This window comes from Salinimicrobium sp. 3283s, from assembly GCF_039602225.1.
Classification (GTDB): Bacteria; Bacteroidota; Bacteroidia; order Flavobacteriales; family Flavobacteriaceae; genus Salinimicrobium; species Salinimicrobium profundisediminis.
The window spans coordinates 909,509-933,929 of sequence record NZ_CP143631.1 but is presented as its reverse complement, the minus strand read 5'-3'; the positions used below and the strand labels follow the sequence as shown (position 1 = coordinate 933,929).

Annotated in this window: 21 protein-coding genes; 16 read left to right on the top strand and 5 right to left on the bottom strand. The window is 44.5% G+C overall.

What is annotated here, in order from left to right:
* Positions 1-469: 469 nt before the first annotated feature.
* On the bottom strand, positions 470-3,751 hold the full coding sequence (locus VS868_RS04020) for an amidohydrolase family protein (protein WP_345599287.1): 3,282 nt from the start codon (positions 3,749-3,751) through the stop codon (positions 470-472).
* Positions 3,752-4,155: 404 nt separating this feature from the next.
* Between VS868_RS04020 and VS868_RS04015 the strand changes: the two genes are divergently transcribed.
* From VS868_RS04015 to VS868_RS04000, 4 genes are all read left to right on the top strand, one after another.
* Positions 4,156-4,434: a hypothetical protein gene (locus tag VS868_RS04015; protein WP_345599286.1), complete on the top strand. Its 279-nt coding sequence runs from the start codon at positions 4,156-4,158 to the stop codon at positions 4,432-4,434.
* A complete protein-coding gene (locus VS868_RS04010) occupies positions 4,391-4,693 on the top strand; it encodes a hypothetical protein (protein ID WP_345599285.1) in 303 nt (100 codons plus the stop codon). Before VS868_RS04015 ends, VS868_RS04010 begins: the two co-directional genes overlap by 44 nt.
* 154 nt (positions 4,694-4,847) lie before the next feature.
* On the top strand, positions 4,848-7,295 hold the full coding sequence (locus VS868_RS04005) for a zinc-dependent metalloprotease (RefSeq protein WP_345599284.1): 2,448 nt from the start codon (positions 4,848-4,850) through the stop codon (positions 7,293-7,295).
* The gene (locus VS868_RS04000) at positions 7,288-7,482 is read left to right on the top strand and encodes a hypothetical protein (RefSeq protein WP_266070507.1); all 195 of its coding nucleotides are present in this window, start codon (positions 7,288-7,290) and stop codon (positions 7,480-7,482) included. The genes VS868_RS04005 and VS868_RS04000 overlap by 8 nt, the downstream gene beginning before the upstream one ends.
* A 134-nt stretch (positions 7,483-7,616) precedes the next feature.
* Here the strand turns inward: VS868_RS04000 and VS868_RS03995 are convergent, their stop codons facing one another.
* The 3 genes from VS868_RS03995 to VS868_RS03985 form a co-directional block, all read right to left on the bottom strand.
* On the bottom strand, positions 7,617-8,063 hold the full coding sequence (locus tag VS868_RS03995; protein WP_266070508.1) for a universal stress protein: 447 nt from the start codon (positions 8,061-8,063) through the stop codon (positions 7,617-7,619).
* Between the two features lie 126 nt (positions 8,064-8,189).
* Complete coding sequence (locus tag VS868_RS03990; RefSeq protein WP_345599283.1) at positions 8,190-9,110, bottom strand: glyoxylate/hydroxypyruvate reductase A; 921 nt, start codon at positions 9,108-9,110, stop codon at positions 8,190-8,192.
* Positions 9,111-9,186: 76 nt separating this feature from the next.
* Positions 9,187-10,551: an acyl-CoA dehydrogenase family protein gene (locus tag VS868_RS03985; RefSeq protein ID WP_345599282.1), complete on the bottom strand. Its 1,365-nt coding sequence runs from the start codon at positions 10,549-10,551 to the stop codon at positions 9,187-9,189.
* Between the two features lie 130 nt (positions 10,552-10,681).
* Here VS868_RS03985 and VS868_RS03980 point away from each other — a divergent pair, with 130 nt between their 5' ends.
* From VS868_RS03980 to VS868_RS03970, 3 genes are all read left to right on the top strand, one after another.
* Complete coding sequence (locus tag VS868_RS03980) at positions 10,682-11,062, top strand: PH domain-containing protein (RefSeq protein WP_266070511.1); 381 nt, start codon at positions 10,682-10,684, stop codon at positions 11,060-11,062.
* 120 nt (positions 11,063-11,182) lie between these two features.
* Positions 11,183-12,079: an SDR family oxidoreductase gene (locus VS868_RS03975; RefSeq protein ID WP_345599281.1), complete on the top strand. Its 897-nt coding sequence runs from the start codon at positions 11,183-11,185 to the stop codon at positions 12,077-12,079.
* 36 nt (positions 12,080-12,115) lie between these two features.
* Entirely contained in the window at positions 12,116-12,715 is a 600-nt protein-coding gene (locus VS868_RS03970) for a phosphatase PAP2 family protein (protein ID WP_266070513.1), read from the top strand.
* A gap of 144 nt (positions 12,716-12,859) precedes the next feature.
* Here the strand turns inward: VS868_RS03970 and metK are convergent, their stop codons facing one another.
* The gene (metK, locus tag VS868_RS03965; protein ID WP_266069306.1) at positions 12,860-14,119 is read right to left on the bottom strand and encodes a methionine adenosyltransferase; all 1,260 of its coding nucleotides are present in this window, start codon (positions 14,117-14,119) and stop codon (positions 12,860-12,862) included.
* 1,306 nt (positions 14,120-15,425) lie between these two features.
* On the opposite strand from metK, the gene VS868_RS03960 reads away from it, so the two are divergent.
* The 9 genes from VS868_RS03960 to cobA all read left to right on the top strand — a co-directional run bounded on the left by VS868_RS03960 (position 15,426) and on the right by cobA (position 24,410).
* Positions 15,426-16,730: an O-acetylhomoserine aminocarboxypropyltransferase/cysteine synthase family protein gene (locus tag VS868_RS03960; RefSeq protein ID WP_266069305.1), complete on the top strand. Its 1,305-nt coding sequence runs from the start codon at positions 15,426-15,428 to the stop codon at positions 16,728-16,730.
* Between the two features lie 54 nt (positions 16,731-16,784).
* A complete protein-coding gene (locus VS868_RS03955; protein WP_266069303.1) occupies positions 16,785-17,798 on the top strand; it encodes an alpha/beta fold hydrolase in 1,014 nt (337 codons plus the stop codon).
* Entirely contained in the window at positions 17,761-18,831 is a 1,071-nt protein-coding gene (locus tag VS868_RS03950) for an aspartate kinase (protein WP_266069302.1), read from the top strand. Before VS868_RS03955 ends, VS868_RS03950 begins: the two co-directional genes overlap by 38 nt.
* An 8-nt stretch (positions 18,832-18,839) precedes the next feature.
* On the top strand, positions 18,840-20,009 hold the full coding sequence (locus VS868_RS03945) for an aminotransferase class I/II-fold pyridoxal phosphate-dependent enzyme (protein WP_266069301.1): 1,170 nt from the start codon (positions 18,840-18,842) through the stop codon (positions 20,007-20,009).
* A gap of 80 nt (positions 20,010-20,089) precedes the next feature.
* Positions 20,090-20,503 (top strand): Rrf2 family transcriptional regulator, encoded by a 414-nt coding sequence (locus tag VS868_RS03940; protein WP_266069310.1) that lies wholly within the window; start codon positions 20,090-20,092, stop codon positions 20,501-20,503.
* Between the two features lie 121 nt (positions 20,504-20,624).
* Positions 20,625-20,876, top strand: coding sequence for a DUF2061 domain-containing protein (locus tag VS868_RS03935; RefSeq protein ID WP_266069300.1), 252 nt, complete (start codon positions 20,625-20,627; stop codon positions 20,874-20,876).
* Positions 20,877-20,878: 2 nt separating this feature from the next.
* Entirely contained in the window at positions 20,879-21,508 is a 630-nt protein-coding gene (locus tag VS868_RS03930; RefSeq protein WP_345599280.1) for a phosphoadenosine phosphosulfate reductase family protein, read from the top strand.
* A 30-nt stretch (positions 21,509-21,538) separates the two neighbouring features.
* The gene (locus VS868_RS03925; RefSeq protein WP_345599279.1) at positions 21,539-23,632 is read left to right on the top strand and encodes a HEPN domain-containing protein; all 2,094 of its coding nucleotides are present in this window, start codon (positions 21,539-21,541) and stop codon (positions 23,630-23,632) included.
* A complete protein-coding gene (cobA, locus tag VS868_RS03920; RefSeq protein WP_266069297.1) occupies positions 23,625-24,410 on the top strand; it encodes a uroporphyrinogen-III C-methyltransferase in 786 nt (261 codons plus the stop codon). Before VS868_RS03925 ends, cobA begins: the two co-directional genes overlap by 8 nt.
* The last annotated feature ends 11 nt before the right edge of the window (positions 24,411-24,421 follow it).

The window sequence follows — 24,421 nt, the reverse complement described above, 5'->3', positions numbered from 1 at the left end:
ATTAATATAAAATTAGTTACAGGACTATAGCCCAATCCGAGCTCCGGAGGGGCGATATATTTCTAGCCCCAGATTTTCATAATAAGAATGAGAGTCCCAGAGGGACGGCATATATTAAAGAGGCAGTTCTGGACCAACTTGGCAAAACCCTCTCAAAAATGCTATTTTGAGACCCCATTCTAAAAACTCATTCCTTTTCCCTAACCCGAAAGGGAGGGGCTGGGTTTTAGACAGATATATTTACAATTAGGCTTATATGATTCAAAAAGCTCCTTGTTCTGAAGGAAAAAGAAAAGCCGAAATCCAAAGGATCCCGGCTTTTCTTTTTTTTAGACCTGGTTCTTGTCTCTTACTTTTTTTCCGGTAAGAGTAAGTCTAAAATCTAAAATCTAAAATCTAACGTCTAACAGCTCAGCGGTCTAATCACCCATTATACAATATACATTATACATTATACATTATACAATCCCTAATCCGCCATACATCCATGTGCATGCCCTTCCTCGTGCCATCCAAAAGAAGGATTGTAATTGTTGTTTTCCCAGTAAAAATTAAGTCTTTCTTTCGGCTCGTTGCCAATCTGGTTCATTGTATTGGCATCATAAAGTCTTCCGTTTACCATGGTGTAGATGATGCTGTTGGAGTTTCGGATGTCTTCCAACGGATTCTCCTCCAATACCAGCAAATCGGCAAGCTTACCGACTTCCAGGCTTCCGATCTCGTCACCCAATCCGAGATATTCGGCGGAGTTGATAGTGGCAGTTTTTAAGGCTTCCATATTGCTCATGCCGCCCATTTGTATCAGCCATAGCTCCCAGTGTGCTCCAAGGCCCTGTAACTGTCCGTGGGCGCCCATGTTCACTTTTACGCCAATGTCCGAAAGTTCTTTTGCAGTTTCTGAAACTAAAATAGGTCCGTTTTCGTATTCTTCATCAGGTATTTTGGTGCGATGTCTTGAACGGGAATCGATCACAGAACGCGGCGTGAATTCCAGAAGTTTCTCATTCTCCCACACGTTGTGCTTGTCGTAGAAATAATATTCCCCGTTGATTCCACCGTAATTTACGATGAGCGTAGGCGTGTAACCGGTGTTACTGTTGCCCCAAAGCGTCTTGATATCTTTATAGACCGGCGCGATTGGAATGTTGTGTTCAATCCCGGTGTGCCCGTCCACGATCATGTTCATGTTGTGGAAGAACGTACTTCCGCCCTCTGGCACCACGTTCATGTCGAGTTCTTTGGCGGCCTGCATCACCTGCTGGCGTTGCTCCCGGCGCGGCTGATTGTAACTTTTTACCGAAGTCGCCCCAAAAGCTTTGGTTCTTCTTAGAGCAGATCTCGCGTCTTCAAGGCTGTTAATTTCAGCCTTAAAATCACCCTCCGCTCCGTAAAGGATGATCCCGGTAGAGTAGAGGCGTGGACCTACCATTTCGCCGCTCTTGATCAATTCGGCCATCCCAAAGACAGTTTCACTCAGAGCAGAAGGGTCGTGCGCAGTGGTCACCCCATAAGCGAGGTTCGCAAAGGCAGGCCAGTGCTGCTGCGGCGTTAATCCATATCTAAAGGCGCCAATATGGGCATGCGCATCTACCATTCCGGGCATGATGGTCTTGCCTTTCACATCGTAAACCTTCGCATTTTTAGGCACATTTACTTCGGAAGCATTTCCGAGCTGCACGATCTTGTTCCCTTCAATCACGATACTTCCTTTCTCGATCACTTTGTCGCCATTCATGGTGATGATGCGCGCATTCGTGAAAGCGATCTGTCCGGAAGGTATATCGGTCTTTACTTTTAAACCGATCTTTGTTCCCTGTTCGGTGATTGGCGGAATGGAATCTACCGAGTTCTCTAAAAAGGTAAAACGCTCGGTAATTTTATTGGTGAAATATTCATCTCCCAAAGTCCAGTGCACATTCTTGCTGTCGTTAGACCAGTGGATGTTGATCCCCGCATCTTTCGCCAGCTGACTCACAGGAACGGTTTTGGAATCTGGACCAATTTCTACAGCTTTACCTGTCATTAACAGCGGAGCCACATAAGCTTTGTGCAGGTTGCTAAAGGCCACCCATTTATTGTCGGGGCTTGGTACGAGTCGGCCGCCGTACTTTGATTCCATGTGCGTGCGCTCGTCTTTTCCGTTGAGGTCGACACTTTTTAGTTTCTTGGTAAGACTTCCGAATAAATATCCGCCCGTTTGGAATAGGATGCGGTCATCATTGGTGTTGAACATCGCGAATTCCCCCTCATCATTGATCTTTCTTAGGTTTTCTCCGGAAGCATTCATCAAATAAATTCCGGGATTCTTGGTAAAAGTTCTTCCGAGGTCAGAATTTCCGCCTTCTTTGTTAAAGACGATCATGCGGCCGTCACTTGAATAAGATGGGTTCCTGAAAATACCTTTTTCGGCAGTCAGTTTTTTGGCATTCCTTCCGTTAAGGCCAACAGTTCTTACAGCGCCCATATTGTCATCGCTCCAGGTAACGTACACGATGCTCTTCCCGTCGGGGGAGAAAGCCGGTTCAAATTCGAATTCTTCAGCTTTGGTGATCCTTTCCGGAGTTCCGTTCGGAAGGCTTTTCTTCCACAGGTAACCCACGGCATTGAAAACAAGCGTCTTTCCATCGGGAGAGGTGACCGCGTGGCGAACTACCTTCGGATTAAATTCTTCGGAAAAGACTTTGTGCTTCACCTGGTGCGCTTCTGCAATTTTGATGGTGTTGTTCACCTCAAACGGGATTTCAGAAACATTGGCATTCTCAATATTAGCTTTTTTGATCTTTCCCTGGCTCCAGAAAACGATCTCCTGGCTGTTTGGCATCCAGCCAAAGCCGGGATACACGCCAAAGATGGCCCATGCTTCCTGCTGATCCTTGCTCAACTGGTCATTAACCGGCCACTCTTCGCCTGTTTCGAGGTCGTGGATGTAAAGCACCGAGTTGGTACGCACGCGCTTTACAAAAGCCAGCTTCTTCCCGTCGGGGGACACCTGTGGTCTCGCAGCACCACCAGGTCCGCCGCTAACACGGTCGATCTCACCTGTTTCGAAGTCATAACGGTTGATCACGTAGATCTGGTTGTTTGGGTCTTTGTTATACTGAAAATACCCTCCCGGATACACATCCTGGCTGTAGTACAGGTAGCGGCCATCGGGCGAAATGCTGGGCTCATTGATGTCCTGTTGCTCGTTGGCTTTTTCTACCAGCTGAATCCCCGCAGCGCCTGCACCTATGTGGTACATCCACATCTCACCTGCTCCCAGGGAGCGGCCCGAAGTGAAGTGCTTACGGGCAACAATGGCATTGCCATCGGGCATCCACACCGCATTGTTGAGCAACCTGAAATTCTCTTTGGTTAGTTGCTTTGCATCGCTGCCATCGGCATTCATGATCCAGATGTTGTCGCCACCGCCGGCGTCGCTGGTAAAGGAGATGCTTTTCCCGTCGGGACTAAAGCGCGGCTGCACATCATAGGCCATACCGCTGGTAAGAGCCGTGGCTTTCCCGCCAGTAGCGGGCATAAGATAAATATCCCCTAAAAGGTCAAAAACGATCTGCTTCCCATCGGGGCTCACATCGAGGTTCATCCAGGTGCCTTCATTAGTGTTGAGGGCAACTTCCTTGATGTTCCAGTCTGAAGTATAGGGATCGTTGACATCCCATTTTTTGTCATCTTTTTTCTCTTCTTCCTGCGCAAAAATGGCGGAGGTGGTCATTAGCAGAAGTAATGCCAGTAGGGATTTGTGAATCATAAGTGAATTTTGAAAATTTTAAGAGGGCTAAATATAGGGATTTTTTGAAGGTTTTACTGCTGAAGGTGCAGACAGGGAGAAGACGTTCAAAATATCTGAAGGAATGGATTTCTAGTAGAAACATTATCCGTTTGCTGGTAACAATGGTGGCCGATGGCATGCCATCGGCCTTCGATTCGAAACAATACCTTCCAAAAATCCCATTTTTTACACCTTTGTTTTAATCCATGAATTTTCACACTGGATTCTTTCGGAGGTTATGGAAATTCCGTTTAAATGGATAATATTATTTGGTAATGATGGGGCCGATGGCATGCCATCGGCCTTTGATTCGAAAAATACCTTTCAAAAATGGCATTTTTGACTATCTTTAAAATGCCTCCCCCTAACAAATCCCAATATTTATGTCTGCAAAATCGGGGAATAAATTTCGGAATGGATCCATCCGGTTGCAACATTGGGATTATGGATGGGATGCAGCATATTTTATTACCATTTGTACCAAAGACCGGAAACATTTTTTTGGAGAGGTTGATGATGGGGAGATAAAATTGTCATCTGCCGGGGTGATCGCCAATGTGCTGTGGTATGAAATATTACACCATGCGAAAAATGTGGAATTGGGGGGAATTCGTGATAATGCCCAATCATATTCATGGAATTATTATTTTGAATGGGAATAAATCCCCGTGGCAACAACCCCCAGAACCCGAAAAAACAATCGGACAAAAAAGGTTTCAGAATCCGGGGAAAAACACCATTTCATCCATTGTTGGTTCCTATAAATCGGCAGTGACCAAATATGCCAACAGGATGAATTTGCCATTCGCCTGGCAACCGCTGTTTCACGATCGTATCATCAGGGATTCCAGATCTTTTCAGAATATTTCGGCATATATTCAGAATAACACGCAAAACTTGAAAGAAGATAATTTGAATTGAACAACAATTCCAGGCACCAAAATTCAGGCACCAAATTCCAAAAATTCGTACTTCTAAAATCGTATTTCTACCATCGTATTTCTACCATCGTATTTCCAATTTCGTAATGATAACTTCATTGTTTATCTTGAGATCCTTAAAATCCTATTTTCACATGATAAAAAAGTTACCCATGTACGGGCTGCTCTTAGCTGTTGGTGTAAGTTGCCAAACGCAAAAAGGAGTACCGGCAAAGACAGATGAGGCCACGGCTAAGAAAAAGGAGCAGGGCGATACCAAAGCTTACGCTGAGGTGATCACTGCTGCAGCTAAAAGTGACAAAGGTCTTTTTACCACCCATTTTGTAGGGGAAAAGCTCTATTTTGAAATTCCGCTTAACATGCTGGAGAAAGATATGCTGCTGGTGAGCCGTATTGCCGGCGTGCCCGCAGGTTTCGGCGGTGGCTATGTCAATGCAGGTTCCAAGGCCAATGAGCAGGTGGTGCGCTGGTCAAAACGAGGTGACTATATAGACATGAAGGTGATTAGCTTTGAGAACGAGAGTGACGAAGGTTCTCCTATTTATCAGTCGGTTGCTGCGAATAATTTCTTTCCTATACTTTTCAGCTCGAAGATCGCAGCTTATAACGACGATAAAACTTCCGCAGTAATAGAAGTGAGTGATCTTTTTAAGGAAGAAGTAGCCGCCATTAACGGTGTTTCGCCATCTCTAAAAAAGCGATACAAGGTAAAGAAGCTGGATAAATCGCGTTCTTATATTACCGCAGCCAATGCTTTTCCTGAAAATATTGAGGTGAAGCACGTGATGACCTATGAAGCCGAGGAACCGCCCGAAAGAGACCAGGCAGGAACCATTACTATGTTGATGAACCAGTCTATGATCCTGCTTCCGGAAGAAAAAGTGCAGCCGCGCCTGGCCGATCATCGTGTGGGTTGGTTTACCACCCGAAAATATAATTATAATTCTGAAGAGCTTAAGAGTGATGATTACAGGATAATCAACCGCTGGCAGCTGGTTCCAAAAGATATTGAAGCTTATAAAAAGGGAGAGCTGGTAGAGCCGGTGAAGCCTATTGTGTGGTATCTCGATCCTGCAACGCCCGAAAAATGGAGGCCTTATTTTAAACAGGGAATTGAAGACTGGAATGTGGCTTTTGAAGCTGCAGGTTTCAAAAATGCTGTGATCGCCAAAGATCCGCCGACAAAAGAGGAAGATCCCGATTTTAGTCCCGAAGATGTGCGGTATTCGGTGGTGCGGTATGTTGCCAGTACCACGAGAAATGCGATGGGGCCAAGTGTGACCGATCCGCGTACCGGGGAGATCATCGAGAGCGATATTATTTGGTATCACAACCACCTGCGTTCTTACCGCAACCGTTACATGATCGAAGCCGGAGCCCAGCTGGAATCTGCCCGTACGCTCAATACTCCCGAAGAGGAAATTGGGGAAATGATGCGCATGGTGATTGCGCACGAGGTAGGTCATGCGCTCGGTTTACCGCATAATATGAAGGCGAGTTCGGCTTATGCTACAGATTCCTTGCGTTCTCCTGAATTCACCCAGAAGTATGGTTTGACTCCTTCTATTATGGATTATGCCCGTGTGAATTATGTGGCACAGCCCGAAGATAAAGGAGTTCGTTACATCAGGATGATGGGGCCTTATGATCTTTATGCCATCAACTGGGGCTACAGGTATATTCCTGAAGCCAATTCTCCCGAAGATGAGAAACCTGTTCTAAGCGAGTGGATCCTTGAAAAAGCCGGGGATCCTGTTTATGAATTCGGAAATGGTTACGGCGGAATTGATCCGCAGTCGCAAAGAGAAAGCCTGGGTGACGATCAGGTGAAGGCCAGCGAGTACGGACTCGCAAACCTTAAGAAGGTGGTTCCGAATTTAGTTGCGTGGACTTCAAAAGATAATGCTGATTATTCCGAATTAACTGAAGTATACCGCGAACTTACCAATATGTGGAGAGGCTACGTTTCTCACGTGGTAGCCAATGTGGGAGGAGTTTACGAAACCCGAAAAACAGCCGACCAGGAAGGAACTGTCTATACTCATGTCCCTGAAGAAAAACAGGAAGCGGCCATTGAATTTTTAAATACGCATGCTTTTTCTACACCCGACTGGTTGCTGGATAAGGAGCTATTGGCACGCATTGAACCTACGGGTGCCATTGAGCGGGTACAGAACCTGCAGAGCAGAGCACTGAATGATCTTTTAGATGAAGACCGCCTGCAACGCATGATCACCAATGAGCAGGTGAACGGCCGGGAGGCATATACCGCAGTAGAGATGATGAACGACCTTAGAAAAGGCATTTTTGAAGAGTTGTACAGATCTCAGGAGGTCAACGCTTATCGAAGGAACATTCAGCGTGCCTATGTTGATGCCGCTGCAGGATATGTTCAGAATCTAAAAAAGGAGGAGAGTGATGAGGTTGCTTCTACCGATGTTATTGCATTGATGCGTGGAGATCTCGAGCAGTTAAGAAGAGACCTTAGGGCCCGCAGAAACAGGACGAATGATCAATTAAGTGTTTATCACTGGAATGATTTGATCGCGAGGATAGATGCAGCCCTTGATGTAGATGCATAAACATACAGCTGATTTTATAGATCTTATCAAACAGGTTTATTTCACAAAAATCCTCGCTACAAGGCGGGGATTTTTTGTTGAATGCCATTATGAGACAGGAGAAGTGATACAGGAAAAAGGAAACAGGATTAAGAATTTCAGAATGGCACTGCCCACAGATGATTTTTCAGTGAAGACTGATGACTGACCACTGATGATTGTTTTTTTTACTCCCTTAAAAAGTTTCCCGCAGATCTCACAGATTTACGCAGATAATAAAATGAATATTTTTAAATTTTTTTTACTGATGACTGAGCACTGAATACTGATTACTTTAAAAAATCATTCTTCAATAGGAATTGTCAACATAGGTATACTCGCTTTTTTCAACAGCTCCAGGGAAACACTTTCCTGTAGCAAATTATGCAGGAAACTATGTTTATGGGTGCCAACAATAAGCAGGTCTGATTGTAGTTTTTTTGCTTCTTCCAGAACAGCTTCTACGGTAGAACCCTGGATCAAGAGAGCCTCTTTTTCTATCTCCTCACTGAGGAAGTTATCGCAGTACATTTGCAGGTTGCGGTGTTCCTCCCGGAATTCTTCTGCTTTAAAGTCTCTTATATACTGCGGTCCAGGTTCGTAACCTACAAAATCGGGATGGGGTGCTGCGACATGCAAAACCCAAACCTTGCTACCAAATTTCTGGGCCAGGCCTTCGGCATATCCCAAAAGGTCTCCTACGGCATCATTAAAATCTACAGCTACCAGAATGTTTTTTAGTTCTTTCATGGAGTTGTTTATTGTTTATTGTTGTGGGTAAATGGGTCTCCGTTTCCAGATTCTGATTTAATATTTTTCAAATTATGTTTGATACTTTTTACTGATCAGTGACCACTGACCACTGACCACTGAATACTAATATTCCTTCTCCCTGTCAACCACGTTCTTCAAATCCTTTCCCTCTTTCATGCGCTCGTAATTTTCGAGGATTTGCGGCACTACACTTTTGGGATGGGTAATACTGGCAATATGTGGCGAAACTTTGATCTTTTTGTTCTTCCAAAAAGGATGTGCTGCGGGTAAAGGCTCTTTCCGGAACACGTCGAGAGCTGCCCCGGTGAGATGTCCGGTATTGATCATTTCAATAAGGTCATCTTCGATAAGGTGTTCTCCCCGCGCCACATTTATGACATAAGCACCTTCAGGTAACTTCTCAAAAAGGTGTTTATTCAGGATGTTTTTTGTTTCTGAAGTCAGGGGTAGCAAATTCACCAGGATTTTGCTGTCTTCCAGAAAATCCTGCAGTTGCTCATCACCGTGATAGGTAGTGACTCCCAGGATTTCCTTTTTGGTGCGGGACCAGCCGGTGACATTGAATTTATTCCGGATCAGTTTTTCGGCTACTCCCACGCCCAGTACGCCCATGCCCATTATTCCCACCTGTGTGTTTTCCGGTCGCCCATATGTTTTGGGCTTCCATTCGCTGCTGCAATGATGTTCATTCAGGTTGCGCAGGTGTTCAAGAATGAGGGAGAGTACAAATACGCTCATATCTTTGGTTAGTTGTGCATCGACCACACGGGTGATTTGGATGTGCTTCGGAATTTCCTTGTCGCTAATGATATGGTCTATGCCTGCCCCCATGGAAGCAATTACTTTCAGGTTTTTAAAGTCCCTGTATATACCGTGAGGATGTCTCCAGGAAAGCACATATTCAACCTTAGAAGGATCTTTTATCTGCGGATATACTTCCAGATCTAAATCTGGCGCTTCGGCTTTCAAGGCCTCCACCCAGGCTTTGGGATCTTTCTTCGGACTTATGATTAGAAATGACATGGTTTAGTCTTTAGTCTTTAGTCAATTGACGGTAGATTAACACTACCATCTACAGTCTACCGTCTACGGTCTGATTTTAGTTAACAAACGCACTATATCCCGTGATCGCCCTTCCTACAATAAGGGAGTTGATCTCTTTGGTGCCTTCATAGCTGTAAATAGCTTCGGCATCGGCAACAAAACGGGCAACGTCATATTCCAGGAGAATTCCGTTGCCGCCCATCACTTCCCGGGCCCTGCTAACCACATCGCGCATTCGCATACTGGTATAGACTTTTGCCAGTGAAGCATGTTCATCCTTTAACAGACCCTGGTCCTGAAGTTCGGACAACCTGAAACAAAGGGTTTGCATAGAGGTGAGGTTGGCGATCATCTCTACCAGGTGATTTTGTATAAGCTGATAAGAGGCTATAGGTCTTCCAAACTGCTCTCTTTTTTTAGTGTATTTCAAAGCACTTTCATAAGCTCCCCTGGCACAACCCACAGCCTGCCAGGCTACCCCGGCGCGGGTCATTTTAAGCACTTTTGCTGTATCTCTAAAGGACTCTGCTTTTTGCAGTCGGTCGCTTTCCGGCACTTTACAATCGGTGAGCGTGATAAGTGCATTCTGCACAATACGCAGCGCCATCTTATCTTCCATTTTTTCGGCCTTAAAGCCGGGATTGTCCTTTCTTACCAGGAATCCTTTTACCTGGTTGGAGTCTTCATCGCGGGCCCAGATCACAATTACATCGGCAAAAGTGGCATTTCCAATCCATTTTTTCTGCCCGTTAAGCGCCCAGTTTTCTCCATCCCACTTACAGGTGGTTTCGAGTCCGCCGGCTGCGCCGCTGCCCACATTAGGTTCGGTAAGTCCAAAGGCGCCAATGGTTTCCAGGCGTTGCATCTTTGGGAGCCACTCCTCTTTTTGCTCATCGCTTCCGCAGAGATAGATAGAACCCATAGCCAGGCCGCTGTGAACGCCGAAAAAAGTGGAGATAGAAACATCTACCCGTGCAATTTCCTGTGCAATAACGCCCTCCATCAAAAATGGCAAATTGGGGCAGCCGTAGCCTTCATAAGGTACTCCGGCAATGTTGAGTTTTTTGAATTTCTCAATAATCTCGAATGGAAACTTCGCACGGTTCCAGTGGTCATTTACCAGCGGCCGCACTTCATCTTCCATGAAATTGCGCACCTTCAGCTGTAGTTCCCGCTGCTCTTCGGAAAGTTTCAGGTCGAGATTATAAAAATCGCCGTCAATAGGTGGCAGGTCGTGCTGACCTTTCCGGCGCTTGGTCTTCAGCATTTTCATGAGCCCCTTGAGCTGATTCTCATCCAGCTGCCCCAGGGTTTGCATAGCTTCTTGAAGATCTATTTGTTTATTGATCTTCGCCAGTTGGTCAAGATCAATGTTCTTTAACAGGTTAATGGTGTTTCTAACTTTTCCGAAGAAGGCCATAGTTTAAGGTTTTTCTAAAAATAGACATTAAACCAAAGGCAGCTTGTTAAAGCTTTCTCAAAGACTGGCATGCAGATGCCTTCGGGATTCGAATATTTGTTTTAAATTTCCTGTCAAAACAGAGATCATCATGGGAATTTTTTCATCACTAATGGGCAATGCCGGTGCAGTTGACAATCAGGAACTACAATCCGATTTCGCGCAGCTGCTCTGTGATTCCGAAGTAATAGAAGCGGGTTTTAAAATATTTAGGGACACCTTTATCTTCACCAACAAACGGCTCATTTTGGTAGATAAACAGGGCCTCACCGGAAGCAAGACCCAATATCTTTCAATAAGCTACAAAAGTATTTCCCGCTTTAGTGTGGAAACAGCAGGGACTTTTGACCTTGATGCCGAGCTGAAGATATGGATCTCTTCTGAACAGCACCCAAGTGTTTCCAGGAAGTTCAATAAATCTGTAAATGTTTATGAGGTGCAGAAGCTTTTGGCGCAACATGTACTAAAATAGACTTTTAGCAAAACTTTAGTTCCCTTCATTCCTTCGTCGCGAGCTACTTTTCTTAAATTCAGGCTGAAACATGAGGTGTCAAAAATGCCATTTTTGGGACCTCTTCAAAAAGTTTAAGCTATGAAAGATGACAATAAAGAAATGAAGCATCCACAAACGAAAGAAGCACAACCTCCTTTTAAAGATCAGGAGCGACAGAAAGACACGCCGGGGAAAGAGGATAAAATGCAGCCCAAAGTAGACCACGGCGAGGATTCTTATGTTGGATCGGGCAAGCTGGAGGGTAAAAATGCTATTATTACCGGCGGCGACTCGGGGATTGGAAGAGCGGTAGCAATTGCTTTTGCAAGAGAAGGAGCTAATGTTCTAATTTCTTACCTCGAAGAAGACGATGATGCAAAAGAAACTGCCAGATGGGTGATAAAGGCCGGGAAAAAGGCAATTTTGGTGCCGGGAGATGTAAGTGAAGAAGAACATTGCAGCAAGATCGTCCAAAAAGCTGTAGATGAGTTTGGACAGGTAGATATACTGGTGAACAATGCAGCCTTTCAAATGGCGAGAGAAAAGATACAGGATATTCCCAGTGAGGAATGGGACAAGACTTTCAAGACCAATATCTATTCAATGTTCTACCTGGTAAAAGCTGCCGAACCTCACATGAAACCAGGCAGTACAATTATTAATACCACTTCTATCAACGCTTATAAACCGCACCCACAACTGCTGGCCTATGCTGCCACTAAAGGGGCTATTCAAAATTTCACAGCCAATCTCGGGCAAATTATGGCGCCAAAAGGAATCAGGGCCAATTGTGTAGCACCGGGGCCGGTGTGGACGCCATTGATCCCGTCTACCATGCCAATGGATGAGGTAGAAACCTTTGGGCAGGATACTCCGCTGGGAAGGCCGGGACAACCGTCTGAATTTGCGGCACCTTTTGTCTTACTGGCATCGGAAGGTTCCAGTTACATGACCGGTTCTACCGTGCAGGTTACGGGAGGAAGGCCCACTATTTAATATACCTTATTTTAGAGTTCATCAATGCAGAGTTTTTTGAAATCAGGATTTAAAGATCAGCACAAGTTTTTCACACAGGTAAAGAAGATCATCTTTCTTTTCCTGTTTGGCCTTGTATTGAGCATACCTTCCAATTTACAGGCACAGCTCATTGAGCCCAACAGCGAGGCAGTAGAAACCAGTGGTGATGTTATTTTGCTGGCTTTGCCGGCAACAGCAGCGCTCACTACCGTGGTGATGAAAGACAGGAAGGGATTTTGGCAATTCACCAAAGGTTTTGCTACCAACCTGGCTGTTACAGCAGGTCTTAAATATGCCATTAATAAGAGGCGCCCGTTTAACAGTGGGGGGCAGGCCTTTCCCTCGGGGCATACGTCAATTACCTTTCAGGCAGCTTCCTTTATTCACAAGAGGTATGGCTTTAAATACAGTATTCCCGGGTATGTGCTGGCCGGTTGGACGGCTTACAGCCGCATCAATGCTACAAGGCATGACGGCTATGATATACTTGCCGGGGCGGTGGTAGGCATTGGGAGCAGTTTTATTTTCACCAGCCCTTACCAACGGGAAAATATGCAGCTCACCTTCTCCAGTGGCAACGATCAATACCTGCTGGGATTTGTGTACAGGTTTTGAAAAAGTGCAAATTCATAAACCTATTTGTAAGATCACATATTACTAAATCCAGATCTTTAGAACTAATAAAAAACCCGGAGCCTTAGCCCCGGGTTTTTTATATTAGGATTTGGATTTTTTGTTATGATGTCTCAAATCTCAAATCTACTCCAATCCAAATGCTTCTTTTACTTTGTCCACATAGTCAAGTGCTTCCCAGGTAAACAGGTCTACTTCTATAGTCTTTTCTCCGTTGTAGGGGCTCTTGAATACTTTTCTTTCTTTTCGCGGCTCTTTTCCGAAGTGACCATAAGCTGAGGTTTCCCTATAAATTGGGTTTCTAAGTCCGAGTCTTTCTTCAATGGCAGCGGGTCTCATATCAAAGATCTGCAGTACTTTTTCTGCAATCTCCCCGTGGCTTATATCCACTTTTTTGGTGCCGTAGGTTTCCACGAATAGAGAAGTGGGTTCTACCACCCCAATGGCATAAGAAACCTGGATCAAAACTTCATCGGCTACTCCTGCAGCCACAAGATTTTTAGCGATATGCCTTGCCGCGTAAGCTGCGGACCGGTCTACTTTACTGGGGTCTTTCCCAGAAAATGCACCTCCGCCGTGAGCTCCTTTTCCGCCGTAAGTATCTACGATGATTTTTCTTCCCGTAAGACCTGTATCTCCGTGAGGTCCGCCAATAACGAACTTTCCGGTAGGGTTTATATGGTATTTGATCTTGTCGTTGAATAGTTTTTGCACATATTCCGGAAGTTGTTTGATCACCCTCGGAATAAGGACCTCAACAATATCTTTCTTTATTTTTTCCAGCATTCGCTGGTCATCATCATCAAATTCGTCGTGTTGGGTAGAGACCACGATAGCCACAATGCGCTGCGGAATGTTGTCATCGCTGTACTCAATAGTAACCTGGCTCTTAGAGTCGGGCCGCAGGTAAGTGAGCTCGTCATTTTCGCGGCGCAATTTTGCCAGCTCGATAAGTATCTTATGTGAAATATCGAGGGCCAGCGGCATGTAGTTGGAAGTTTCTTTAGTGGCGTAACCAAACATCATTCCCTGGTCACCGGCACCCTGTTCGTCTTTGTTTCCGCGGTCAACCCCCTGGCTAATATCCTGGGATTGTTCATGTATCAGGGAGATCACCCCGCAGGAGTCCCCGCTAAATTTATAAGCTCCCTTGGTGTAACCAATATCATTGATCACATCGCGGGCAATAGACTGCACATCAAGGTAAGTGTCACTCTTTACTTCGCCCGCAAGCACCACCTGTCCTGTAGTCACCAGGGTTTCACAGGCAACTTTAGATTCGGGGTCAAAGGCAAGGAAATTATCAAGAAGAGTATCGCTAATCTGGTCAGCAACTTTATCGGGGTGGCCTTCAGAAACACTTTCTGAAGTAAATAAATATGGCATGCTTCTTTATTTTAAGATTTTAATTCAGAAAAAATTTGACAAGAAGCGCTAGAGTAGTTGTCACTGCTTTAGCATTTTAGAGGGTTGCAATCAGTCAAATTTTTCCCTGTGATTTATCATCAGCAAATGTATAAAAATTGTTTTAAATCGGGGCGGCTTTATCTTCGTTATTAAGAATAATTTGGGCGCTCCGGTTCTCCCTGCCGGTCGCACCGTCAGGCTTTCGCGGGTCACTTCCCACAGCCTCCCGGCTTTGGGAGAGCTCCAACAACCGCTCAATCCTTAGCGCGAGGTTACAATTAGCAATGAACAATGATCAATTAACATGAATAGTAAAGATAGATATCTGCGATATACTTTGCGGCCTTAGCGAGAAACCTTAAAATAGTATTTTAATTATTCCTGAATTCGTGGGTGTAACCCTGGTTTGGCAAGAGCTCCAACAGCTGCTCAATCCTTAGCGCGGGTTACAAGTAGCAATGAGCAATGATCAATTAACAGGAATAGTAAAGATAGATATCTGCGATCTCGGCGATATACTTTGCGGCCTTAGCGAGAAACCTGAGACAGCATTAAAATCACTCGTGAATTAGATATCTACGACCTGCAAACCCTTGTCAATCCTCAAAAAATAAAATTAATCACAATTTTATTTGTTCCTTAAAGTTTTCTGTCGTTAACTTTGTGACAGAACAAAACAAGAAATGAACCAGGTAATTTGTAATATGATGTGCATGATGTGGAAAACTTCCGCAGCGCGCTCTATTGCATGATCCTGAAAAGATAAAAATTGCAAAAAGCCGCTGCCACCGCAGCGGCTTTTTTATTTTAGTCGACATTAAAAAAATAAGAGGTCTCAAAAATGGCATTTTTGGAACCCCATTAAAAAACAAGCTGGAAAAGCTAAAACAGAAAAAATGAAAATTTACCCGGCAATAGCAAAAATGATGTGTTGTATGATGATGTGCATGATGTGCGCACCACCAGCTATTGCCAAAAAATGAGGATCTAAGTTAGTTATATATGAGTACTAAAAATCCCTTTGGCAAGCCAGCCAAAGGGATTTTTTCTTTTTAAACAATTAGCAATTAACAATTAGCAATGATCAGTAAAGAAGCACCAAGCACCAAGTACCACAAGTATCAAGTACCAAATTCTAACTTGGGAAAAGTGAAAAGATCTAGAAACATTCGTGAATTCGTGGCTTTTTTAAGCACCAACAGAGAACCGAGAACCGACAACAAACAACAAACCGATTAACAAATAACCAATTACCACTATTCCTTAAACCTTAAACATTTAAAAAATGAGTACACCACAAAAATTTTCGACCAACGCCCTGCATGCAGGACATGACGTAACAGCCAACGGAGGAACCAGGGCAGTGCCTATTTATCAAACCACTTCTTATGTTTTTAAAGATTCAGACCACGCCGCCAACCTTTTCTCTTTGGCAGAACCGGGTTTTATCTACACCCGGTTAAACAACCCGACCAATGATGTTTTGGAGCAAAGACTGGCAGCCCTTGAAGGCGGGATTGCTGCAGTAGTGACAGCTTCGGGAACTGCAGCCATTAGTACCACCCTGCTTACCCTGCTCAAAGCCGGAGATCATATTGTTGCTTCAAGCAGTCTCTACGGCGGAACTTACAACCTGTTAAGTGTAACCCTGCCAAGATTAGGGATCACCACCACTTTTGTAGATCCACAGGATGCAAATAATTTTCAAAAAGCTGTAAAAGAGAATACCCGTGCAGTTTTCGTGGAATCTCTGGGGAACCCGAAACTGGATGTGCTTGATCTTGAGGCGATTTCTAAAGTAGCAAAAGAGCATAAAGTGCCTTTTATTGTTGATAATACGGTAGCGACTTCTGCACTCGTAAAGCCAATTGAACACGGAGCCGACCTGGTGATCCATTCCCTTACAAAATACATTGGCGGCAACGGGACTTCTCTTGGCGGAGTAATTATTGACGCAGGAAAGTTCGACTGGGCCAACGGAAAATTCCCTGAATTCACTGAACCTTCCCCGGGTTATCACGGACTGGTTTATCACGAGGCTCTAAAAGAAGCGGCCTTTATTGCAAAAGTGAGAATTGAAGGTTTACGGGATCTTGGTGCTGCACTGAGTCCGTTTAATGCTTTTCAAATTATTCAGGGGCTGGAAACGCTGGAGATCAGAATCAAAAAGCACAGCGAAAATGCTTTGGCTCTTGCAAAATGGCTTCAGCAAAAAGAAGAAGTTAGTTGGGTGAATTACCCGGGGCTGGAGAGCAGCGAATATTACGAACTGGCGCAAAAATACCTTCCAAAAGGGCAAAGTGGCCTCATTACTTTTGGGGTGAAAGGTGGCTATGAAGCTGCGAAGGTACTGGTTGATGAAACAAAGCTTTTCTCCCTGCTGGCTAATATTGGCGATACAAAATCATTAATTATTCACCCTTCAAGCACCACCCACCAACAGCTCAACGATGAACAGCAGGAATCTACAGGGGTAACAAAGGACCTGGTAAGGCTTTCTGTAGGGCTTGAAGATCTCGAAGATCTTAAAGCTGATCTAGAACAGGCGCTGGCACAAATATCTAAAAAGAAGGAAACTAAAACGGCATAAACACTCTGTGGGCAGCCGGGAAATCTTTCCTCTGTTCCAGATAAACGAGAATCTATGTTACAGGAAATAACATTTCCCCATTTTAAAAATTCCGCAGGAAGCTTTCAGGAGATCCATGTGTTTTATCGCTTTTTTGGAAGGGAACCGGGAACAGCCCCCGTGGTGCTGGTGAATCATGCGCTAACCGGTAACGTAAATGTGACGGGAGAGAATGGCTGGTGGAATGAGCTTATAGGGCCGGGCAAGTGCATTGACACCCAAAAATTCACCATCCTCTCCATCAATGTTCCCGGCAATGGAGCCAGCGAAAACAGGGAGCATTTGCTGCACAATTACACCGAATTTACTTTGGATGATGTTGCACGCATATTTGCTGAGGTTCTGGATAAACTAAACATCAACGAGCTGTTTGCGGCCATTGGCGGCTCTATAGGTGGGGCTTTGGCCTGGCACCTGGCGGTGTTAAGGCCAAATCTTATAAAGAACCTAATTCCTATCGCTACCGATCTTAAGGCTACAGACTGGGTGCTGGGGCAGTGCAAGGTGCAGGACCAGATTCTCAACAATTCGGCAGATCCCATTCACGATGCCCGGATGCATGCCATGACTTTTTATAGAACGCCGGCATCTTTTTCGGCAAAATTCCGAAGAAAAAGGAATGAGCTTAATGCGCAGTTTGAAGTCGCTAACTGGCTGAGCCATCACGGCAGGAAGCTGGAACAAAGATATGAGCTGGCAGCGTACAAGCTCATGAATCACCTGCTTACCACTATCGATATTTCGGGAGGGAACGATAAACCTTCAGCGGCAGCAAAAAACATCAGCGGGAATATTTACCTGATAGGAATTGATTCCGACTTGTTTTTTCTTCCGGAGGAAATAAGGGAAACATACGAGGAGCTTTCCGAAGAGAAAAAGAATGTACACTATAGCGAGATTAAATCAATTCACGGGCACGATGCGTTTCTTATTGAATACGAGCAGCTGTCACAAATTCTAAAACCTATTTTTAAACAAAATGTCACTCATAATGAAGAAAATAAATATAGTCCTGTTTGGAACCGGTAACGTAGGGAGTAAACTGGTAGATCAATTGCTTGAAGCCCGCGAATCACTGCGCCAAAAAGAGGGGGTGGAGCTCAACCTGCCGGTTATAGCAAACTCTACCAGGGCATATTTTCAAAAGGAGAACCAGCAGCCCTCCTGGGAAGCCGATCTTAATACATTAGGTGTTTCGTACAAACTTGAGGACATTCTTGAATATGTAAAAAAGCAGGGTTATGAAAACCTTATTGCTGTAGATGCAACGGCGAGTGAGGAGTTTGTAGATAAGTATTTTCATCTTATTGAGGCCGGTTTTCATATAGTGGCAGCCAATAAAGTAGCGAATACCCGCTCGTCTAAATTCTACGGAAGCTTAAGGCAAAAGTTGCAGGAGCACAACAGGTTTTTCTTTTATGAGACCAATGTGGGCGCCGGTTTGCCAATTGTGGAAACGCTTCGCAACTTTCACAGGTCTAACGAGCGGGTGACAAGGGTGAGAGGTGTATTTTCGGGTTCTCTTAGTTACATTTTCAACACCTATTGTGAGGAAGACAAAGCTTTTTCTGAAATTCTTGCTGAAGCCGGCGAAAAAGGATTCACAGAGCCCGATCCGCGGGTAGACCTTTCGGGTAAAGATGTGGCCAGAAAGTTACTCATCCTTGGAAGAGAGCTGGGGCTGGAAAAGGAGTTTGAAGAAATAACCATTCAGGATCTGGTGCCGGCACATCTCAATGGGGAATCCAGCTTGAAGAATTTTCAGGAAAAGAAGGAAGAGTTGAATCCGTTTTTTCTCAACCTGAAGCAGAACCTCGAACAGGATGAGGTGATAAGGCATGTAGGAGAGCTGGATGTCACCCGGGGCACCCTTGAGGTGAAGCTGGTAAAAGAGAAGAAAGCTTCTGCCTTTGGGGCGCTTAAACACGCCGATTCTTCTTTTGAGATCTACGCCGAATCTTACGGGGAACGGCCACTGGTAATACAGGGAGCCGGTGCCGGGGCAGCAGTAACGGCACGCGGAGTGGTTTCGGATATTCTTCAATTAGCAGAAAAATTATAGAACAGGCTATGTCACATTTTGAAACAACAGCAATACGAACTCAACTGGACCGGACTCCGTATCAGGAGCATTCTTCGCCACTTTTTCTCACTTCGAGTTATATTTTTGAAGATGCCGAAGAAATGAGGGCTGCTTTTGCTGAAGAAAAAGAACGCAATATTTACAGTAGGTTTAGCAACCCGAATACTTCAGAATTTGCTGAAAAAGTGGCACTTTTGGAAGGTGCAGAGGCAGGTTTTGCTTTTGCCACGGGCATGTCGGCTGTATATTCGACACTTGCAACGCTACTAAACAGTGGCGACCATATAGTTTCGGCAAGGTCAATCTTCGGGTCTACTCACAGCCTGTTCACTAAATATTTTCCGAAGTGGAACATATCGCACAGCTATTTTAATGTCAATGAAGAAGATAAGATTGAAAGTCTTATAAAACCGGAAACAAAGATCCTATTTGCCGAATCCCCCACAAACCCCGGAGTGGATATTCTGGATCTTGAAAACCTGGGAAGAATAGCCAAAAAGCACAACCTGCTGCTCATTATAGACAACTGTTTTGCCACGCCTTACCTTCAAAACCCGATTAAGTTTGGAGCTGATTTGGTGATACATTCGGCCACCAAATTAATCGACGGGCAGGGCAGGGTACTTGGCGGTGTGACTGTTGGGCGGGAAGATTTGATTCGGGAAATTTACCTGTTCTCCCGCAATACAGGTCCGGCTTTGTCCCCGTTTAATGCGTGGATTTTGTCTAAAAGTCTGGAGACCCTGCCGGTAAGACTGGACAGGCATTGTGATAATGCCCTCAAAATAGCTGAACTTTTAGAAAAAGAGGCCAATGCAGAAAATGTGAAATATCCATTTTTGAGATCTCATCCTAAACATGAGGTGGCGAAGAGGCAAATGAAGCAAGGGGGAAATATCATTTCTTTTGAAATAAAGGGCGGACTTGAAGCAGGGAGGAAGTTCATTGATAACTTACAACTCTGCTCCAGGTCGGCCAATCTGGGAGACACCCGGACCATTGTCACCCATCCTGCATCAACAACGCACGGAAGACTCACAGAAGAAGAAAGACTGGAAGCGGGAATTACTCCGGGGCTGGTAAGGATATCGGTAGGGCTGGAGCATGTAGAGGATATTTTTGAGGATATCCAAAGAGCATTAAATTTTGAAGCATAGAGATAATGAATGTAATTCAGCATCAACCGGAAATCGCGATTTGGCAGCATAGAAAGAAGATAAATAATTATCTTCGCCCTATGCTTTCAAAAAAGACGAAATACGGGATAAAGGCGCTGACTTACATTGCAAGGCAGCCCTCGAAAAAGCCTGTACAAACTGCAGAGATTGCCGAAAGTGAGAATATTTCCCATAAATTTTTGGAAAGTATTTTAGTGCAACTGCGCAAAGCTGGATTTTTGGGGGCTAAAAAAGGGAAGGGAGGAGGATATTACCTCATTAAGGATCCTGCTGAAATCCCCATGACCACGATAATAAGAATCCTTGAAGGACCTATTGCAATGGTGCCCTGCGTGAGTCTCAACTACTATGAGAAATGCGATGATTGCAAAGACGAGGTGACCTGCTCTGTGCACCAGCTTATGATACAGGTGCGGGACAGTACCTTGAAGGTGCTGGGCAATAATACCCTTGCAGATATTACAAAACAATAACAGGTACGGGTTAATTAAAATGTAAATAATTGGCAGCAACAGCCGAATTAGAAAAATATTTTATTTTCTTTGTCTATTAACCTACTATTCCGATAGGGTAATAGGATTAAAAATAATGATTATGATATTAGATCAGGTGTTCTCCAGGAGAAGTGAAAAGAAAGCCAAGACTTCAGAAAAGCCGGTACGGAGCATAGCTAAAGCAATAAGCTGGAGGATAATAGGAACCCTTGATACCATACTTGTATCCTGGTTATTAACCGGGGAGATTAAGACTGCACTGGCAATAGGAACAGTAGAAGTGATCACTAAGATGCTGCTCTACTTTGGACATGAAAGAATATGGAACAAGATCAACTTTGGAAAGGAATAGATATGAAAAAATTTACACAAGACGAGCTTGATACTTTTAACAGGCACCTGCAGGGAATTCCTCCCGCAGAGGTCATACAATGGGTAATTGATAATTGTCACCGGCCCGTGGTCACCACTAATTTCAGACCATATGAAGCTGCGATCCTGCACGCCTGTACAAATATTCTGCCTGCCATAAAAGTGATTTGGTGTGATACAGGATATAACACCCCCCAAACCTACAGGCATGCCAAAGAAGTGATTGATAAGTTAGATCTTAATGTGAAGCTGTATATGCCTTTGCAAACAGCAGCCTACCGGGATGCCATTTTTGAAGGGATACCCCAGGTAGACGATCCCAATCATGTCGAGTTTACCCGGCAGGTAAAACTTGAGCCTTTCCAACGTGCCATGCAGGAGCATGAGCCAGATGTTTGGTTTACAAACCTGCGGAAAGGACAAACTGCTTTTCGTGACAGCATTGGCATTTTGAGTTACAGCAAAGATGGAATCTTAAAAGTGAGTCCGTTTTACCACTGGAGTGATGAAAAGCTGGACAAATATCTTGTTGAAAATAACCTGCCCAACGAATTCAGGTATTTTGATCCTACCAAAGTGCTAACCAACAGGGAATGTGGACTTCACGCTTAACCGCCTGATATAATTTTTAAAAAACAGAAGATGCAAAGTTTTAGAACCGAAATAGAAAATCCCATTGTACAACAGGACATTATTGATCTTGAAAAAAAGATCAGGTTGTTCAGGGAAGGAAAGGCAGATGAAGAGAAGTTCAGGAGTCTCAGGTTAGCGCGTGGGGTTTACGGGCAACGCCAGGCAGGGGTGCAAATGGTGCGTATAAAATTGCCTTTTGGGAAGGTGACTTCTCAGCAGTTGCAACGTATCGCCGATGTTTCTGATGAATATTCAACCGGAAGATTGCATATTACCACCCGGCAGGATATCCAGATACATCATGTAAGTCTTGACCGCACTCCCGAGTTATGGGCGCAGCTGGAAAAAGATGACATTACCCTTCGCGAAGCCTGTGGGAATACGGTGCGTAACATCACGGCCTCTCCCACCGCAGGAATTGATGTAAAGGAACCATTTGATGTTTCTCCCTATGCACATGCTGCATTTCAGTTTTTTCTACGGAATCCCATCTGCCAGGAAATGGGAAGAAAGTTCAAGATCTCTTTTTCGGCTTCAGAAGAAGATACAGCCCTGAGCTATATCCACGACCTTGGATTTATAGCTAAAATCAAAGATGGACAACGCGGATTCAAGGTGATGCTCGGCGGCGGACTCGGTTCGCAGCCGCGACATGCCGATGAACTTTTCGACTTTCTGGAAGCAGAAAAGATCATTCCGCTTATTGAAGGAGTATTGAGAGTGTTTGATCGTCACGGCGAGCGAGCGAAAAGGATGAAAGCCAGAATGAAATATCTTATAAAAGATATAGGAAAAGAAGCCTTTATGGAACTTGTGGAAGAACAGCAGACGGCTCTTTCCAAAGAAGCTGTGAGCTTTGATCTCGAAGCTTTTAAAACTGAACCGGGCCTTCCAAAAGTTGAAATCCCTGAAGTAAATATTCAGGATCGAAAAGCATACGAAGAGTGGAAGAATACTAACGTGTCCGCTCAAAAACAGCAGGGATTATATGCTGTTGGAGTGAGAGTGCCGCTCGGAGATTTTTACACTGGTGCTGCAAGAAAGCTGGCCGATCTTATTAGAGATTACGCAGGTAATGAATTGAGGTTCACGCTAAGACAGGATATTTTAATTCGTCATGTAAGGGAGGAACTGCTGCCTTTCTTTTACACTGCTCTAAAAGAATTGGGTCTCGCTGAAGCAGGATATAATAAAACCGTTGATATCACCGCCTGCCCCGGAACAGATACTTGTAATTTGGGAATTGCCAGCAGCACAGGCATTGCAGATGTATTGGAAGATGTTTTGAAAGAAGAATATCCGCAGTTCGTGAATGGCCGCGATATCACCATCAAGATAAGCGGATGTATGAATTCCTGCGGGCAGCACAATATGGCCGAGATAGGTTTCCAGGGAATGTCTATTAAAGTGGGGAAAGCAGTGGCCCCGGCCTTGCAGGTGTTGCTCGGAGGCGGCACGCTTGGTAACGGGGAAGGCAGGTTTGCAGATAAAGTAATTAAGGTGCCCAGTAAACGTGGGCCACAGGCTCTGAGATTGCTGCTGAATGATTTTGAAACAAATGCAACTGCCGATGAGAAGTTTGTGAATTATTATGACAGGCAGGGTAAGACCTATTTCTATGACCTGCTCAAAGACCTTTCTGATACCAGTACCATAAGTGAGGAAGATTTTGTGGACTGGGGGCATACGCAGCCATACATTCAGGCAGTTGGCGTAGGGGAATGCGCGGGAGTGGTCATCGATCTAATTGCCACCCTGCTTTTTGAAAGTGAGGAAAAAATTGACAATGCCAGGAGTGCTTTTGAAAGAAAAAACTGGGCAGACAGTATTTACCATTCCTATTCTTCTTTGGTCAATTCAGCGAAAGCTTTGTTGTTGTCAGAGAACCTTGCAGCTAACACCCAGGCGGGAATTATAGCACAATTTGATGAGTTTTTTGTGGAAACCGGGAAAATTGAACTTTCAACTTCTTTCAGGGAATTTGTGTATCAAATGAATGAGCACGAACCTACAGAAGAATTCGCCAAAAAATATTTAGAAGATGCGCAGCTATTCCTTAAGCGGGTAGATGCTTATAGAACAAAGGAGGTGCAAAATGTATAATGAACCAAAATTAAGCGTAGTAGGTGCTGGTCCGGGAGACCCCGAATTGATTACCGTTAAAGCTGTGAATACTTTGAAAGCAGCCAATGTGGTATTATACGATGCCCTTATCAACAGAGAATTACTGGATTATGCACCCCAGGCTGAACATATTTTTGTGGGGAAGCGAAACGGTAGTCACCACTATTCTCAGGATGAAATTAATGATCTGATAGTCAAATATGCCCGGGAACGAGGCCATGTTGTCCGGCTTAAAGGTGGTGATCCTTTCATCTTTGGACGCGGATCTGAAGAAATTGATTACGCCCGAAGTAAAGGTCTTGATACAGCAGTCGTTTCAGGGGTTACCTCGTCTATTGCTGTACCTGCCAATTTGGGAATTCCGCTGACTAAAAGAGGAATTTCAGAAAGCTTTTGGGTGATCACAGGAACAACCACTCAGCGTAAACTTTCAGAAGATGTCCGGCTGGCGGCTCAATCTACCGCAACCGTAGTCATTCTTATGGGGATGGGGAAACTCAATGAGATTGTTGACATTTTTACTCACTTCGGAAAAGAAAATACTCCGGTGGGGATCATTCAGAATGGTACTACCGTGAATGAAAGATCAGGTTTCGGCAACATCAAAAATATTGAAAAGGTGGTTTCTGATAAAAAGCTTTCTTCCCCGGCAATTATTGTCATAGGAGAGGTAGTAAACGAAAGAACATCTTTGAAAGCCGTTCTTAAAAATGTTATTGAAGAGAAGCAATATATAAATTCCCCCTTTGTGGGCTAGGGGGCTGGATT